Annotated in this window: 17 protein-coding genes; 2 read left to right on the top strand and 15 right to left on the bottom strand. The window is 62.5% G+C overall.

The window, feature by feature from the left end; translation table 11 throughout:
* Nucleotides 1-139: 139 nt before the first annotated feature.
* The 15 genes from ATK06_RS05260 to dacB form a co-directional block, all read right to left on the bottom strand.
* Complete coding sequence (locus ATK06_RS05260; RefSeq protein ID WP_048380827.1) at nt 140-1,600, bottom strand: MDR family MFS transporter; 1,461 nt, start codon at nt 1,598-1,600, stop codon at nt 140-142.
* A 200-nt stretch (nt 1,601-1,800) separates the two neighbouring features.
* Nucleotides 1,801-2,388 carry a TetR/AcrR family transcriptional regulator gene (locus tag ATK06_RS05255; RefSeq protein WP_053072834.1) on the bottom strand — a complete coding sequence of 196 codons (588 nt, stop codon included), beginning with the start codon at nt 2,386-2,388 and terminating at the stop codon, nt 1,801-1,803.
* 189 nt (nt 2,389-2,577) lie between these two features.
* On the bottom strand, nt 2,578-4,104 hold the full coding sequence (gene lysS / locus ATK06_RS05250; RefSeq protein ID WP_231913589.1) for a lysine--tRNA ligase: 1,527 nt from the start codon (nt 4,102-4,104) through the stop codon (nt 2,578-2,580).
* Nucleotides 4,105-4,251: 147 nt separating this feature from the next.
* Nucleotides 4,252-5,067, bottom strand: coding sequence for a pantoate--beta-alanine ligase (locus ATK06_RS05245; RefSeq protein WP_048380831.1), 816 nt, complete (start codon nt 5,065-5,067; stop codon nt 4,252-4,254).
* 84 nt (nt 5,068-5,151) lie between these two features.
* The gene (locus ATK06_RS05240) at nt 5,152-5,823 is read right to left on the bottom strand and encodes a Rossmann-fold NAD(P)-binding domain-containing protein (protein ID WP_098388959.1); all 672 of its coding nucleotides are present in this window, start codon (nt 5,821-5,823) and stop codon (nt 5,152-5,154) included.
* 9 nt (nt 5,824-5,832) lie between these two features.
* On the bottom strand, nt 5,833-6,699 hold the full coding sequence (locus ATK06_RS05235; protein ID WP_053072835.1) for a DUF6779 domain-containing protein: 867 nt from the start codon (nt 6,697-6,699) through the stop codon (nt 5,833-5,835).
* 10 nt (nt 6,700-6,709) lie between these two features.
* Nucleotides 6,710-7,132, bottom strand: a complete 423-nt coding sequence (locus ATK06_RS05230) for a DUF3180 domain-containing protein (RefSeq protein ID WP_231913590.1) — start codon at nt 7,130-7,132, stop codon at nt 6,710-6,712.
* Nucleotides 7,133-7,189: 57 nt separating this feature from the next.
* The gene (folK, locus tag ATK06_RS05225; RefSeq protein ID WP_048380839.1) at nt 7,190-7,711 is read right to left on the bottom strand and encodes a 2-amino-4-hydroxy-6-hydroxymethyldihydropteridine diphosphokinase; all 522 of its coding nucleotides are present in this window, start codon (nt 7,709-7,711) and stop codon (nt 7,190-7,192) included.
* A gap of 3 nt (nt 7,712-7,714) precedes the next feature.
* The gene (gene folB / locus ATK06_RS05220) at nt 7,715-8,122 is read right to left on the bottom strand and encodes a dihydroneopterin aldolase (RefSeq protein ID WP_231913550.1); all 408 of its coding nucleotides are present in this window, start codon (nt 8,120-8,122) and stop codon (nt 7,715-7,717) included.
* Nucleotides 8,115-9,020: a dihydropteroate synthase gene (gene folP, locus ATK06_RS05215; RefSeq protein ID WP_048380844.1), complete on the bottom strand. Its 906-nt coding sequence runs from the start codon at nt 9,018-9,020 to the stop codon at nt 8,115-8,117. Before folP ends, folB begins: the two co-directional genes overlap by 8 nt.
* A 3-nt stretch (nt 9,021-9,023) precedes the next feature.
* A complete protein-coding gene (gene folE / locus ATK06_RS05210; RefSeq protein WP_048380846.1) occupies nt 9,024-9,593 on the bottom strand; it encodes a GTP cyclohydrolase I FolE in 570 nt (189 codons plus the stop codon).
* Nucleotides 9,594-12,017 (bottom strand): ATP-dependent zinc metalloprotease FtsH, encoded by a 2,424-nt coding sequence (gene ftsH, locus ATK06_RS05205; protein WP_048380848.1) that lies wholly within the window; start codon nt 12,015-12,017, stop codon nt 9,594-9,596.
* A gap of 71 nt (nt 12,018-12,088) precedes the next feature.
* Nucleotides 12,089-12,673 carry a hypoxanthine phosphoribosyltransferase gene (hpt, locus tag ATK06_RS05200; protein WP_098388958.1) on the bottom strand — a complete coding sequence of 195 codons (585 nt, stop codon included), beginning with the start codon at nt 12,671-12,673 and terminating at the stop codon, nt 12,089-12,091.
* 4 nt (nt 12,674-12,677) lie between these two features.
* Entirely contained in the window at nt 12,678-13,568 is an 891-nt protein-coding gene (gene tilS, locus ATK06_RS05195; protein ID WP_053072836.1) for a tRNA lysidine(34) synthetase TilS, read from the bottom strand.
* Nucleotides 13,569-14,846: a D-alanyl-D-alanine carboxypeptidase/D-alanyl-D-alanine endopeptidase gene (dacB, locus tag ATK06_RS05190; RefSeq protein ID WP_098388957.1), complete on the bottom strand. Its 1,278-nt coding sequence runs from the start codon at nt 14,844-14,846 to the stop codon at nt 13,569-13,571.
* 98 nt (nt 14,847-14,944) lie between these two features.
* On the opposite strand from dacB, the gene ATK06_RS05185 reads away from it, so the two are divergent.
* Both ATK06_RS05185 and ATK06_RS05180 read left to right on the top strand, forming a co-directional pair.
* Nucleotides 14,945-15,478, top strand: a complete 534-nt coding sequence (locus ATK06_RS05185; RefSeq protein ID WP_098388956.1) for an inorganic diphosphatase — start codon at nt 14,945-14,947, stop codon at nt 15,476-15,478.
* A gap of 106 nt (nt 15,479-15,584) precedes the next feature.
* Nucleotides 15,585-16,058, top strand: coding sequence for a MarR family winged helix-turn-helix transcriptional regulator (locus ATK06_RS05180; protein WP_048380852.1), 474 nt, complete (start codon nt 15,585-15,587; stop codon nt 16,056-16,058).
* Nucleotides 16,059-16,113: the final 55 nt, after the last annotated feature.

Raw genomic sequence — 16,113 nt, 5'->3', positions numbered from 1 at the left:
TCTTCTCTGGTCACGCCGGGGTTGAAAAGCAAAAAGACCTGGGAACAGTACGCCAAGTACCATTCCCAGGTCTTGCCTTCCCAGCTGAGGGGAAGTAACAACCCTGGTTGTTCAGTAATGCTTTTACCCTAACACATACTTATGGGGTTTCTTCAACCACGCGGGTGACCTTCGGGGGTGTGCCGATGAAGAAGGAAGCCACCACAGCGATTATCCCCAGGATGCCGCCGGCGACGAACGCCTGGCCGGTGCCGTGCGCCGTCGCAGCTTCCGCGGCCGCGCCACCCTGCATGGCGTGGGTGGTGCCGATGGTCATCGCCGCGATAAGCACCGCGGTACCGGCGGCGCCACCAAGCTGCTGTAGCGTATTCATCGCCGCAGAACCGTGGGGGTAGAGGTGGCCCGGCAGCGAGGCGAGAGAGATCGTCATCAGCGGGGTCATGACAAGGGCCATGCCCACGTTGAAGAGTACGTGCGCGCAGATCAGGACGGTGACGCTGGTCTCCGGGGTGATGATGAAATGCAGCCACCACTGCGCAATCAACATGAGCAACGCACCCGGGATAGCGATGGGGCGAGCGCCCACCGAATCGTAGAGGCGACCAATGAAAGGCGAAATAATGCCCTGAATCAGGCCACCCGGCAAGACGATGAGGCCCGTAGCCAACGCGGTCACACCCAGGGAGGACTGCAGGTAAATCGGCAGGACGTTAACGGTTCCGAGCATCATGGCCATCGCCATGACCACAACCACTGCGGAGACCACGAAGTTACGCACCGTAAACGGGGTGAGGTCAAGCAGGGCGCGGCCCGTGCGGCCGAGGTACCGCTGACGGTACGCGAAGAACGCCACACCAACGAAGCCGATGAGCAGCGCCACGATCGGCCAGGAGGAGCCGCCCTGGATGAGCTGGCCTACCGTCGATAAGCCATAGACGAGCGCGCCGAACGCGATGATCGACAGGATCACCGAGAACACGTCGAGCGGCACCTTGCGGGTCACACCCACGTTCTTGAGGACGAAGATGCCCGCGATGAGCACGACGATACCAATCGGGACCATGACCCAGAACAGGTGATGCCACGTCTGGGCGTTAATGATGAAGCCCGCCAGAGTTGGCCCCACGGCCGGTGCCACGGAGATGACCACAGAGTTCAAGCCCATCATGACGCCACGGCGCTCGGGGGCGACGATAGTCAGGGTGACCGTCATGAGCATGGGCAGCAGCATCGCCGTACCGCACGCCTGCACGACGCGGGCCAGCAACAAAACCCAGAACGCCGGCGCCAGTGCACCCAACACGGAACCGATAACAAAAAGCGTCAGGGAGGTGATGAACAGCGCCCGCGTGGTGAAGCGCTGCAACAGCCACCCGGTTGTCGGTATGACCACAGCCATGGTGAGCAGGAAGCCGGTGACCAGCCACTGCACCACGTCGGCCCCTACCCCAAAGTCCGCCATAATCGACGGCAGCGCCACCGACAGGGTGGTCTCATTCATAATCATGATCATCGCGGAAAGCACTAGCACCGTGATGATCGGCCCTACCCGGTACTGCGGGGTGGGCTGTTCGGTGTGCTCAGACGGCGCACCTGCCATAAGAATCAATCCTTACTACCACTACATGAAATAACTGACCGCGCCCACGTCCCGTCAGGGGTGCGTGTAGCGCGGCGAGCTCAACAGTGTAGAGGTTTCAGGAGCGCCGCATAAGCCAGAATCGGGTGTTCATAACCCGTTTTCACCCCCTCCTGTGACCAACCTGCGCCCTATGCGGCGGCGGTCACAGGAGGTGGCGTTTAGCGTGCTAGCAGCGCTTCCAGGCCAATGCTTAACGACGTCTCCGCGTCCATCCCCAGCGCCATCTGCACAAGTGCACCCTGGAGTAGCCCCAGCGCTGGACGCTTGAGTTCTGCTGCGCGGATTTCTGCCTCTTCGCGCGAAGCAGCGGTCTCGGCAAACCATGCGGTGAAGTATTCCCCGAGAGCAGCTTCGACGGCTTCTACCTTCTTGATAGCGGAAACGCGCACCGAGTTTTCGATATTGGCGTGCCCCCAAATCTGCACGACAGCCCCAGGCGGGACGTCGTCGAGCCACTGCTGGGTGACCATCGGGACGAGCACTTCCGACGGGGTTGGCACCGGGGAGCACAACGCCGCCTTGCTGATGTGTTCCTCATCAATACCGAGAAGCTTGTCGGCCGCGGCCTGGACAATATCTTCCTTACCATCGAAGTAACCGTAAATGGCCCCGGCGGACAGGCCGGATTCGTGGATAATGTCAGAAACAGAGAGACTGGCAAGGCCGTTTTTCACAATGGCGCGCACGGTACCGTCGACGATGCGGTTGCGCTGCATTTCCTTGCGCTCTGGCTTAATGGCTGGCATGACAGGTATCTTAATTTTCTTTCAGGTTTTTTCAAAAGACCTTAAGGTATTGGGGCATAAAAATAGCCCGATACACATAAAAGAATGTTCAGATTCTGAACTTTGCCTGAATTTACTCCCGCAGGACACCCTGCGCAAGAAAAACGCGCCCCTAAAAAAGGGACGCGCTTTACAGTGCCTGGAAAGTACTTAGTTTTCCGGCTTCACCAACGGGAACAGAACAGTCTCACGAATACCCAAACCAGTCAGGGCCATGAGCAGGCGGTCAACGCCCATGCCCGTGCCCGAGGTCGGTGGCATGCCCTGCTCCATGGCGGCCAGGAAGTCCTCGTCGAGAACCATTGCCTCGTCGTCGCCACCGGCGGCTAGGCGGGCCTGATCCTCGAAACGTTCACGCTGGATAACTGGGTCCACCAACTCGGAGTAGCCGGTCGCGAGCTCGAAGCCACGAACGTAGAGGTCCCACTTCTCCACGACGCCTTCCTTCTCACGGTGCCCACGCACCAGCGGAGAGGTCTCGACCGGGAAGTTCGTCACAAAGATCGGGCCGTCCAGCTGGTCCTCGCACAGGTACTCCCAGATTTCCTCAACGAACTTGCCGTGACCCCAGCCGCCGGTCTTCGGCCATTCCATGCCGATGTTGTCGGCGAGAGCGCGCAGCTCCTCAACGGTGGAGTGGATGGTCACCTCAGGCTGGCCCGGGTACTTGCGCGCCAATGCCTCATTCAGGGACGGGTACATCTCGATGACTTTCCACTCACCGGAGAAGTCGTACTCGGTGCCGTCGGCAAGCGTGACCACCTGAGTGCCGTACACCTCTTGGGCGACGGACTGGATGAGGTCCTGGATCAGGCGGGCACCGGTGCGGTAATCGCCGAAGGCCTCGTAGGTTTCCATCATCGCGAACTCTGGCGAGTGGGAGGAGTCGATGCCCTCATTGCGGAAGTTGCGGTTAATCTCGAAGACCTTCTCCAAACCGCCGACAACGCAACGCTTCAGGAACAGCTCCGGAGCGATGCGCAGGTAAAGGTCAATGTCCAACGCGTTGGAATGCGTGATGAACGGACGCGCCGCAGCGCCACCGTGCAGGGTCTGCAGCATCGGGGTCTCCACCTCAAGGAAGCCACGCTTTTCCATGAAATGACGCACGGCAGCCAACACCTTGATACGGGTCAGCGCATTCTTGCGGGCCTGCTCGCGCATAATCAGGTCGGTGTAACGGTGACGCACACGGGAGTCCTCATTCATCTCCGCGAAAGACACCGGCAGCGGGCGCAAAGCCTTCGAGACCATCTCCCAAGAGGCAGCCATGATGGAGAGCTCGCCACGCTTCGAAGCAACAACCTTGCCGCGCACAGAGACGAAGTCACCCAGGTCAACGTCGCGCTTCCACAGGTCCAAAGCTTCCTTGCCGACGACCGCCTGCGACAACATAGCCTGAATCTGGGTACCGTCACCCTCCTGCAGGGTAGCGAAAGCCAGCTTGCCGGTGTTGCGCATAAACATCAGGCGCCCAACCAGGGAGACCTCCACCTCGGTCTCTTCACCCGGCTGCAGAGCAGTAACACCTTCGGGGATTTCGGCCGGGGTTTCCTGATCCTCGGTAACCACCGTAAACATGGCCCGCACCTCTGCGATGGAGTGCGTGCGATCAACTTCTACCGGGTACGCCTCCACGCCCTCTTCCAGGAGGCGGGAACGCTTCTCGCGGCGAATTTTCTGCTGCTCAGAAAGCTGCGCGCCCGACGTGGTGGCGGCGGTGTTCGTAGTGTTATCGGTGCTGTTTGCGGGGTTTGAATCAGATTGAGTAGTCACGAACACCTAGGGTAGTCGAACCCCGGCCCAATTGGTCTGCAGGGGTGGCTAGCCCTGATTATCCAGGTTCTTAAAACCAATCCCTAAGGGCAGGCCCACGCTATCGAGCAGGCGCACGGTACCACCGTCGACGGCCGGCAACTCCACCGCGCACAGCAGGCGGGCGTCGCCCTCTGCAGGCGCTGGTCCCATATCGGGGCTGCGCACCTCCAGGTAATCCGGGGCAAGCCCAGCGGCAGCGAGGACGTCGCGCGCCGTTTCTATAACCTTCGCCGCCCCATACTCGGCGGCGTACGCGCCTGCGGTCAGCGCTGCAGAAATCGCAATCGCCTTATCGCGCACGGTCGGAGCGATGCGTTCGTTACGCACAGACAGTGCCAGGCCATCGGGCATGCGCACGGTAGGCACCGAACGGATCTTTAAGCCCAGCTGCAGGTCGGTGACCGCGCGTTGGAAAGCGGCCAACAGTTCGGCGTCCTTCTCCCCCAAAATCATGGCCTGCGGGCGCAACACCCCGGCCACCCGCACCAGGTACGTCAGGTCGTGGGCCAAGCGACCTGGATCCTCCAACCCGTAATCAGCAGGCACGACGAGCGTGTCCGTGGCTTCCCGCGGGAGGAGGACCGTAAAGTCCACGCCTTCGGCCTTCAGGAGTTCGGCGTCGTCCGTGTTCTGTACAACCGCGAACACCACCGCGCCCGGCAGGCGGCGCGCTGCCCGCAGCAGGGCTTGGTGGCCACCATGGATGACTCGGCCGACGGGAACCGCAACGACGGGCTTCCCGGTCTTCCGCAGGGCAGAAGCTGTCATCGTTGCCCGCTGTGGGTCCGAGATCAGCGCTGCCGTACCCAACTCAAGAGCCATTGTTTCTCCTTCGTAGTCGTCACGGGCGTAGTGCCTGGAAGTCTACTCGGGCAGGTTGTGGGCCCGGCCACTGCCCTCTACAGGTCAGAAGTCGCGCCCCAGCGCCCACAGTTCGGCGTCCGCATCCCCATTCCATGCCGCGACCATCCCGATCAGTGTGGTCAGGTCTTTGACTAGGTGGTCTCCCTCGGGAAAGGAGTTAACGTACACATCCAGGTCCCCCACCCACGGCAGGGCCGGCACGTGTACGGACGGGTCAGCGCGGCGTGCCACTGCCCGGCTCAGCCCGTGCCACACTCGCCGCGACACTGCTATCCGACGTTCTGCCGGCTCGAGCTCCACGAAATTGCACTTCAACTCCCCTACCAGGAGTTCCAGAATGGTGGTGATGAGTTCGTTGGCTCCGTCGATCGCCCACGTGTCATCACCGATAGGCGCGAGGCTTCCGACGAGCGCGCCGGCTACCTCGGCGTCGTCAAGCACCTGAAAACTGTGCCACAAGCTGGTGTGGGCGACGATGAGCCCAGGGCGGGCGAGGTCGCTGATGTGCGCGGCGACGTCCGGGAGTTCGGCGTCAGCAGTAACAAGGATGAGCGCCTGGGTGTGGCGGAGGTCTTCTGCATGCTGCAGTTCCTGGACCGGGATCGTGTGGACGTCGTGGCCGGCGTGCCCCAGCAGGTCGGCGAGAGTTTCGGCGAGGCTACCATCCGCGTGCTCGGAGGTAGCCACGGCGATATTCATGCGAGGTGGTGTCATGGGCGCTTTCTAGGAGGAGCGCTTCTTCATACGCGCCATGAGTTCAGCGACGGAAATGCCGCCGTCTTCGACGCGGCGGGCACCGCGGCCTTCGTCTTCATCGTCTTCGGGCTCAGGTTCCGGTTCCGGCTCCGGCTCCGCTGTGACTTCGTCGACGTAGACGGCATCCGTATCAGCGTCGTCTTCCGGCTCAGCGGCAGCTTCGTGGCGGCCGGCTGCTTCCTCCGGCTCAGGCTGCTGTTCTTGCTCTTCGAGTAGTTGCGCCAACTCTGGTGAAATGCGCCCGTGCTGATCCGTAGAACCGAGGGTGCCCGCGACGGCGTCCCACGAGGGCGCGCCAGCAATGTCGCCGGGTTTCTCGGGGTGCGTGTATTGGCCGGCGACGCCGTCGGCACGGTTTTCTAGTTCTTCCATCCGCCACGCGTGCGCCCGCAGCGCCTCGGGTTCGGTGCCGAAGGCGTATCCGGAGAGTTCTTCTAGTTGCGTGCGCAGGTCCGCAAGTGAGGTACGGATGTCTGCGAGGACCTGCATGTCTTCGTCGCGAAGCTTGAATTCGGGGAGCGCCTGCTGATTCTGCGCCGGCGCGGTGGCCTGGGCGTTTGCCTTCGCGTGCTCCAGCTCGACGGTGTGCATTTCCAGCTCGTGGCGTTGCTGTGCACGGGCTTCCTCGGCCTGCTTGCGGTAGCGGTACACCAGGAAGAATCCGATGACCGCGGCCCACAGTGCGGCGATGAGGGCTATCTTTAGTGCTGCTTCGGAGTCCGTGACCAACATGATGATGCTTGCGATAAGCGCAAGCACAACCAGCACGACGACAAAAACGGACCAGCGGTCCGAGGTGCCTGCGCGTTCTGAAGGTTCACGTGGGGTACTCATGGCCTCTAATCTACCCAATTGTTTCGGGTTCGTTGGGAGGTAAGACTTCACACGAACGCTCGAGCCAGATTCCGGCCCCCATGAGGGCAAGGCCACCCACCGCGCTGGCCGCCGCACCGCCCAAGCTATCGGCGGCCGCGACGAGTTCCCCGGAGCGGGCCCACAGGTAGAGGGCTACGCCGGTGTAGGCGCCGCCGATGATCGCGCCCGTCCATTCCGAGGCCTTCCCGATCACCAGGAAATTCGCCGCCATGACCGGGCTGAGCTGCGAGCGATCCTGCCCAATCCGGCCGGCCTCTGTGCGTTGCCGCATGATAAGCGCCAAAACGCAGCAGATTGCGGCCATGACCCACAACGTGACGGACACGGTCACGGGGATCGCGGCCATGACGCTGAAGAAACGCCATGTCAAGATCGCGGCGGCGGCAGCCATGAAGATGGCCGTGCCCACCAACGCGCTTATCGACGTCTTCTTCACCCTGCCCCTCCTCTAGTTCGTATCAGTGCCGGTGGCTGGGCGCTGCGCGGGCACGATCTGGGAGACCTCATCTGTGGGAAGCCCTGCGATGAGTTCTGTGATCGGGGTGCCGCCTAGCGTTGCCTCGGGCTCGATTTCTGCCCAGGGTACAAGGACGAAGGCGCGCTCGTGGGCGCGCGGGTGCGGGACGGTCAGTTCTTCGGTGCTGCTGGTGATGAGGCCGGAGGCGCCGGAAAGCGCGATGATGTCCACGTCTAGTGTGCGTGGCCCCCACCTGCGGATACGGACGCGTTCGGCGGCGTTTTCTAGAGCCTGGCCCGCGTGGAGGAGTTCCAGGGGTTCTAGTGTGGTCTCCACGATGAGGGTCTGGTTGAGGAATTCGTCCTGGTCCGTCACGCCCCACGGCGGGGTGGAATAGATCCGGGAGGCCGCGATGATCTCAGTGGTGGGGTCGGCCTCGAAGTGTGCGGTGACGGTGTCGAGGAGGGCGAACCTGTCGTCCATGTTGGAGCCGATGGACAGCACTGCGCGCATGTTTTACTCCTCTACGTTGTCTCTCGCGGTGTCTCTTGTGGTGTCACGGCGACGCGTGATGGTCACGGCAACGTTGTCGAAGACCAGCGGGATCGGCGCAGCCGGCTTGTGTACGGTCACAGCGATGTCTGCGATTGCCGGGAACTGGGCCATGCACTGGTCGGCGATGCCACCGGCTAAGGCCTCGATGAGTTGCTTGGGTTCGCCGGTGATGGCGTCGTAAGCAATCTGGGCAAGTTCGGCGTAGTTGATGGTGTGCGCCAGGTCGTCGCTGCGGCTTGCGCGGGTGAGATCGACGTGGGCGGTGATGTCCACGCTAAACTCCTGGCCCATGCGGGTTTCTTCGGGAAGGACTCCGTGGAAACCGCGGGCGCGCACACCGGTGAGCGTGATCGTGTCCGTTTTAGCCACGGTCCTGCTCCCCCGTCGGGTAGGACGGAGCGTAGCTGGGCTCATCGGCCCATTCGCGACCACCACGCCAGGCTGCAGCCACGTCGACCGCGTCGCGGGATACCAAGACCTCGTGGACGCGCACGCCCCACGCACCAAGTTGTGCGGACAACGCCGTCACGGCCGCAGTTGCCGGGTCCGCATCCAAAGCGGTGTGCGGTAGGCCCCGCTTCTTCCGGATTCCGGTGAGGAAGCGTTTGCGTGAAGCACCCACCAGGACGGGGAAAGACCCCTCGAGGAATTCGGGCAGTGCCTTGAGAAGTGCCCAGTTATCGGCTTCCGACTTGGCAAAACCAAGGCCCGGGTCGAGCACGATCTGGTCTTCTTTCACGCCGGCAGCAAGCGCACGCTCAACCAGCCGGTCGAGGGTCTCATGCACGTCAGCGACCACGCCGCCGACGTGTTCTGCACGCCCGGCCGCACTCCCGAATTGGACGGTCTTCCAGTGCATGAGGCATACCGGTAGGTCTGTCTCTGCCATGACGGTGAACATGTCTTCGTCGGCGAGGCCGCCGGAGACGTCGTTAATCATGTCCACTCCGGCTTCGGCTGCGGCGCGGGCGGTGGAGGCGCGCATCGTATCCACCGAGGTGCGGATACCTTCCTTGTGCAGCGCCTCGATCACGGGCGCAACGCGTTGTGCTTCCAGCTCGGCGGGCACGCGGGTTGCACCAGGCCGAGTGGATTCCCCGCCGACGTCGATCATGTCCGCGCCTTGTGCGACGAGTTCGTGCGCGTGCTCGAGGGCAGCGTCGATATCGATGTACTTCCCGCCGTCGGAGAAGGAATCCTCGGTGACGTTGAGGATTCCCATGACGAGACAGCGGTCGGGGACGGTGAGATCAGATACGCGGGTCATTGCTTAGCCTCGGATCAGGGTGAGTGCCTCCGCACGGGAGGCCGCATTGGTTTGGAATCCGCCGCGCACAGCGGAGGTGGTGGTCACGGCTCCAGGTTTGCGGATACCACGCATTGCCATGCACAGGTGCTCGCATTCGATCACCACGATCACGGCTTGCGGGTCAAGCTTCTCGACGAGCGCATCCGCCACCTGCTTGGTCAACCGTTCCTGCACCTGTGGCCGCTTGGCGTACAGGTCCACGAGGCGGGCAAGTTTGGAAAGTCCCGTGACCCGCCCATCGGCGTTGGGGATGTACCCGATGTGTGCGTGCCCAAAGAAGGGAACCAAGTGGTGTTCACACGTGGAGTAGATGGGGATGTCCCGGACGAGGACCAGTTCCTGGTGGCCTTCGTCGAACGTCTTGTTCAGTACTTCTTTGGGGTCCTCGTGGAGGCCGGCGAATACTTCGCGGTAGGCCTTGGCCACGCGTGTTGGGGTTTCGAGGAGCCCTTCGCGGTCGGGGTCTTCGCCCACGGCGAGAAGCAACTCGCGGACGGCTGCTTCGGCGCGCTGCTGATCAAATTCAGCCATTTACTTGCGTCCTTCTGGAGTGTCCGCCCCGGCGTCGGTGCCGGGGTCGGAGGGAAGTGGATCGTCACCGGCATCGACTACTTTCGGTGCTTCTTCGATGACGTTGCCGGAGGTGTCGGTGTCATCGAGGTCGTCCCAACTGTGGTCGGGGCGTTCCCGTTCGGGTAGGCGGAAGCCAATGAGTTCGGTGGGCTGTTCGTCCGGCGCGGCGTGCTTGCCGGGCTCAGGCTCCGGTGCCTGTGGTGCTTGTGGCGCGGGGTTGACGGGATACTGTGCGACACCCGGGTGTTCCGCCGGTTGCTGCGTAGTCTGGGTGCCCGGCCATCCGGGAACCTTCCAGTCCGCTGGCGGCTGCGGGCCACCGTACTGCGGGATGCTTCCCGACGCCGGCGCGGTACCTCCCGCCTGTGGCCCACCATTCTTCGCGCGTTCTTCCTGACGCTTCTTCCGTGCAGCGCGGGACGCTTCGAGAAGGGAGAAGCGCTTTGGTGGTTCCTCTCCCCTCTCCAGTGCCAGCTCCGTCGGAGTCTTGACGGGTTCGCGGCCTTCTTGACGTGGGAATTCGTCGTCGTGGTGCGGGAAGATGTCGCCTGCAGGCTGTGGCTCCAGGTCCCCGAAGAGTGCCTCGAGGTCTGGGCGGCGCAGCGTTTCCTTTTCCAGGAGTTTTTCTGCCAGGCGGTCCAGGTAGTCGCGGTGCTGGGACAGGATGTCGTAGGCGCGGCGGTGTGCCAGGTCGATCAGGTGCGAAACGTGCTTGTCAATTTCTGCCGCTACTTCTGGGGAGTAGGACAAGCTGCCGCCGCCACCGGAGTAGGCGAACGGGTCGCCTTGCTCCTCGCCGTATTTCACGGTGCCCAGCGGGGACATGCCGTACTCGGTGACCATGGCGCGGGCAATCTTGGTGGCCTGCTCGATGTCGGCAGAAGCGCCGGTTGTCGGGGTGCCGAACACGACTTCTTCGGCTGCGCGGCCGCCCATCGCGAAGACCAAGCGGGCGTAGAGCTCGTCGAGGGTGTACATGCCCTTGTCGTCTTCGGCGGCGGTCATAGCGTGGCCGCCGGTACGCCCGCGGGCCAAAATCGTGACCTTGTAGACGCGCTCAATATCTTTCAGCGCCCACGCTGCCAGGGTGTGTCCGCCCTCGTGGTAGGCGGTAATCTTCTTTTCCTTCTCGCTGATGACCATGGAGGAGCGTCGTGGGCCACCGATGACGCGGTCGGAGGCTTCTTCCAAAGCGTCAGCGGTGATTACGTTGCCGCCGACGCGGGCAGTGAGCAGCGCGGCTTCGTTGAGCACGTTCGCCAGGTCAGCACCGGACATGCCGGCGGTGCGCTTGGCCAGGGCGTTCAAGTCTGCGTCGGGTGCTAGTGGCTTGCCTTCGGCATGGACCTTGAGGATCATCTCGCGACCCTTGAGGTCCGGGTTCGAGACCGGGATCTGGCGGTCGAAACGGCCTGGGCGCAGCAGGGCGGGGTCGAGGATGTCGGGACGGTTGGTGGCTGCCATGAGGATCACGCCCTCGCGGTCGCCGAAGCCGTCCATCTCGACGAGCAGCTGGTTGAGGGTCTGCTCACGCTCGTCGTGGCCACCGCCCATGCCGGAACCGCGCTGGCGGCCGACGGCGTCAATCTCGTCGATGAAGATGATGCAGGGGCTGTTCTCACGCGCCTGCTTGAACAGGTCGCGCACGCGGGAGGCACCCACGCCGACGAACATTTCCACGAAGTCCGAACCCGAGATGGAATAGAACGGCACTCCTGCCTCACCGGCGACGGCGCGTGCCAGCAGCGTTTTACCCGTTCCGGGAGGCCCGTACAACAGCACGCCGCGTGGGATTTTGGCGCCCAAGGCATGGTAGACGCTGGGGTCTTCGAGGAAGTCCTTGATTTCCTGAAGTTCTTCGACGGCGTCGTCGGCGCCCGCAACATCCGCGAAGGTGTTGGTGGGCATGTCCTTGGTGAGTTCCTTGGCCTTATTACCCCCGAACCCGAACATGCCACCGCTTTGCATGCGGGTGAGGAAGAACATGAGCAGTCCGAAGAGAAGCAGCATCGGCAGCAGGAGGCCGATCATGCTCATGAGGAAGGAGTCCTTGGTGACGTTCGTGTCGAACTCTTCGGTCTCTGACGCGGTCACGGCGGAGAAGATCTCCGGGGAGGTACGTGCCGGGTACTGGGTGATGAGCTCTTCGACGCCTTCGCGCTCTTCGACGGTGATGGGTTCCTTCAGCGTGAGCCGAAGGCGTTGTTCACGGTCGTCCATTTGCGCGGTCTTGACGTTATTGTCCTCCAGTTGCTGCAGGGCAATGGAGGTGTCTACTTTCTGGTAACCGCGTGTTTCGTCGGTGAGGAAAGACGTCAGGAATAAGACGATGAGGACTACTGCAGCGATGCCGCCGTATTGCAGAATGCGCTTATTGTTCATAGGCAAGGTATTCGGGAGGGTCCCGACGTGGGGCCTTTCTTATACGTCAAGGAAGGGCGAGTTGCGTGCGCCTATTTTTCGTAGACGGACGGCTTGAGGCTAGCCACGAATGGCAGTTCGCGGTAGCGTTCTGCATAGTCTAGCCCGTATCCGATGGCGAACTCGTTAGGAATATCAAAGCCTACATCGAGTAGGTCGAGCTCGACGGCCACAGCTTCCGGCTTGCGGAGCAACGTAACAACTTCCAGGGACTTCGGCTGGCGGGACTTCAGGTTCTTGAGCAGCCACGATAGGGTGAGGCCGGAGTCGATGATGTCCTCTACAACCAGGACGTTGCGGCCCGAAATATCAGAGTCCAGGTCCTTCAAAATACGGACGATGCCGGACGAGGTGGTCGAGTTCCCGTAGGAGGAGACGGCCATGAATTCGAATGCGCACGGGATTGAGAGTGCGCGGGCAAAGTCCGCCATGAAGAAGACGGCGCCTTTGAGTACGCCGATGAGCAGGAGTGGTTCTTCTTCATCCTTGTACTTCTCGGAGACCATGTCTGCGAGTTCTTGGACGCGGGCTTTAATCTCTTCTTCGGAGATCAGAATTGCTTCAATATCGTCGCCGTATGCGTTTTCGGGGACGGAAAAGTTCTTGGTGGCGTGCATGTTCCTAAATTGTGCCACTTTGGTTGGACTTTCCCAACCTCCACCCCCGGCGCGCAATCGAAATTCCGCCGCCGACCTGCACTTCTCCTTGGCCCTTCCAGTCAGTCACCAGTGCTTCAACCATGCTTATCGACGTCCCCGTGGGCGCCCCTCCACAATCCCGGATGAAGGCAGTGATCGCTTCCCTGCGTACCGCTTCCGGAACCTCGGCGAGGGCATGAACGTCGGTGGGGTCGATGCGCCCGGCCCACGTGGCGACTGCCTCGCGATCCGCGGCCGCGCGTCTTGCTGCGTGGGCGAGCGCTGGGGTGGCCGGATGGTCGTCGATAAGCTCGCGGATGCGCACGCGCAGGAAGCGGTCTTGGGTGTTGTGTGGGTCGTGCCAGGGGTCGAGCCCGAGTTCTGCGCAGGCGGCGTGGGTGTCGGCCCTGCGGATTTCTAAGAGGGGGCGGTGTATTCCGGCGCGGACGGGCAGCATTCCGCCGGGGTTGCCGCGGGCGGCGGCGACGAGGAAGGTTTCGGCTTGGTCGTCGAGGGTGTGCGCGGTCGCGATTGTCTGGCCGTGGGCGCGCAGTGCCTGGTAGCGGGCTTTCCGCGCCGCTGCTTCCCCGTTGCCGGGGACGGTGATGGTTTCCACTGTTGCATCAAGCCCCATCGCTCGGACGTGGGCGGCGGCGGTGCGCGCGACCTCAGCGGAGCCGTCTTGGAGTTGATGGTCCACGATGACCGCACGGACACCTGGCGCCTCCACCGAACAGGCGGCTGCGAGTGCCAAGGAATCTGCCCCACCGGAAACGCCTACGACCTCGAAGGTGCCGTGATGTTTCAGGTGGTGGCGCAGCGCGACCCGGATCCGCCCGAAGGCTTCGGGGTCGCGGGGAATGTGAAATGCCATTTAGGCGTCCCGCAGCGCGGAGGCTAAGGCGTCGAGGACGCTGCGGGAGGCGGCGACGTCGGCGTCGTTAGCAAGGAACGCGAACGTGTAGGTCACACCTGATTTACCCGTCACGATGCCCGCCAACGCGGAGGTGTGATCGAGCGTTCCGGTCTTGGCGCGTACCCAACCTTTGCCGGTGGCGTCGGCGAAACGGTGTTCCAGGGTGCCGGACCCGGCGGCGACGGGGAGCGTGGTCAGTAGCGTGCGCAGGGGTGCGTCGGTGGCCGCATGGAAGAGGATCTCTTCGAGCAGTTCCGGTGTGATGCGGTTGTGCACGGACAATCCCGAGTTGTCGGCCAGGGTGATGCCGGTGGTGTCGAAACCGTGCTCGCGCAGGGTGTCCAGGGTGGCTTGGGTGGAGCCGCCGACGTCGCCAGGCAGCCCGCGGTGCAGGGCCACTTCCCTGCCGATGGCTTCGGCCATGACGTTGTCAGAATGCACCATCATCTCATTCAGGCGCTCGATCAGGGTTGGGGATTCCACGCTGGCAACTTCGCCAGTTGCCGCTGCCTTGCCGACGGCCACGTTTCCCGCCCCAATACGCATGGCCAAATTGTGCGCCACATCGTATGCCGGCGTGTGCGAACGCGGGACGTCGCCCTCGGTAGCCCCGATGCGCGCGCCGTTGATCATCACGGGTTCCAGGGGTGCTACGTAGCCGGCATCGATGTCTACTGGATCCCAGCCGTCAAGGATGGTGGGCCCGGACCAGGCAGACGTGTCCACGAGCAAGGTGGAAGCCCCCGGCGCGTTTGCCACGATCTGGTCTGCAAGCTCCGCGAGTTTCTCTTCAGTAAGCCACACGTCACCGGTTGCTTTCAGCACCAACGTGCCGGGTTGATCGGTGGCGTACACCGACGTTGTGATCCGGTCCTGCGGGCCCAACTCCAGGATGGCGGCCGCGGCAGTCAGGATCTTCGTCGACGACGCCGGCGTCAACGCCTTTGTTGGGCTCTGTGCAAAGACTTCCGTGCCATCCGTGGCACGCACGTACGCGCCGAACGTGCCCAGGGAAGGGCTACTGGCAATCTCTGCGAGCTGCGTGTTCAGGCCGGAGGCGTCGAGAAGCGGCTGTGGCTCCACGGGGGTGACCACGGCGGTCGGCTCCTCCAGCTGGAAGGGCTGACCGTGGTCAAGGTTTCCGTAGGCCCGCTGATATGCCACGCCCGTGCCCGCCGCACCGACGACGACAACCGTGGTGGCAACGGCGGCAGCAATCCATCCTTTAGTACTCATCGGGGCATAAGTGTAGTGCGAGCACAACCTTCGTGGCGGGACCGTCTACCATAGGGGGCGTTATATGACCCTGACCGACTACGTAAAAGGAGTGCGCAATGGCTGTAGAAGTAACCATTGAGATCCCAAAGGGTTCCCGCAACAAGTACGAAATCGACCACGAGACCGGCAACATCTACCTGGACCGCTACCTATTCACCCCAATGGCGTACCCAGCTGACTACGGCTTCATTGCCGGTACCCTCGGCGAAGACGGCGACCCATTAGACGCACTGGTCATGCTCCCTGAGCCACTGTTCCCAGGCGTCATCGTAAAGGCACGCCCAGTCGGCGTCTTCAAGATGACCGACGAAGCCGGCGGCGATGACAAGCTGCTCTGCGTCCTCGACGACCCACGCTTCGACCAGTACCAGGACATCGACGACGTCAACTCCTTCTTCAAGGATGAGATCGAGCACTTCTTCACCCGCTACAAGGACCTGGAGCCAGGCAAGGAAGTACACGGCTCCGGCTGGGATAACGCTGCCGCCGCAGAAAAGATCCTGGAGGAGGCCATCAAGCGCGCCGACGCCGAGAACGCTGAGCCACACGGCCGCGACGTCGAAGACGCTGGCGAATCCGAGGCCCTCTAAGCCCTACCTCCCCCACTGCAACGCTGCACTTGTGTGCGGCGTTGTTTTTATGGTTGGGTACACCCCATCATGGGGGTGACGCAGATGTGCCGGTATTGTGGTGTGCATGTCGAAGGATGCCAAGAAGGGCAAGCACACGATCCATGCCCTCCCCGCCGCATTGTTGGAGTCCCCCTCATTTCAGCTGGAACGAATCCGCCGCCGCACCCGCGACGAAGTGGAGGCCGTCCTAGCCAAGCATCACACCAGCTTGCGCGAATATTGGGTACTCACCTGCTTGGCGGATTCGCAGGCGTCCTCCCAGTCCGCGTTGGGTGACCTTCTGGTCATTGATGCGTCTGACATGGTCCGGCTTATCGACGGCCTCCAGGCCCACGGCTGGGTCCAGCGTGACCGCGACCCGAAAGATCGGCGCCGCCAGATTGTCACGTGCACCAAGAAGGGTGAGAAGGCACAGAAGGAATTGGCTGCCCTGGTGCAAAAGGGTGAGGACCGCGCCCTCGACGAATCCACCTCGAAGCAATTGAAGCACTTGCGCCGCCTGGCGAAGGCGATTATCGCCGACGAGACCGACGACTAGCCACCGCGTGGTGCGGTAGGCGCACCGCACATATGACAGCCACTTTTACCCAAAA

Origin of the sequence: Corynebacterium renale (genome assembly GCF_002563965.1) — a bacterium.
Lineage (GTDB): Bacteria > Actinomycetota > Actinomycetes > Mycobacteriales > Mycobacteriaceae > Corynebacterium > Corynebacterium renale.
The sequence above is the reverse complement of the archived record's forward strand: the minus strand, read 5'-3'. Positions and strand labels throughout refer to the sequence as shown.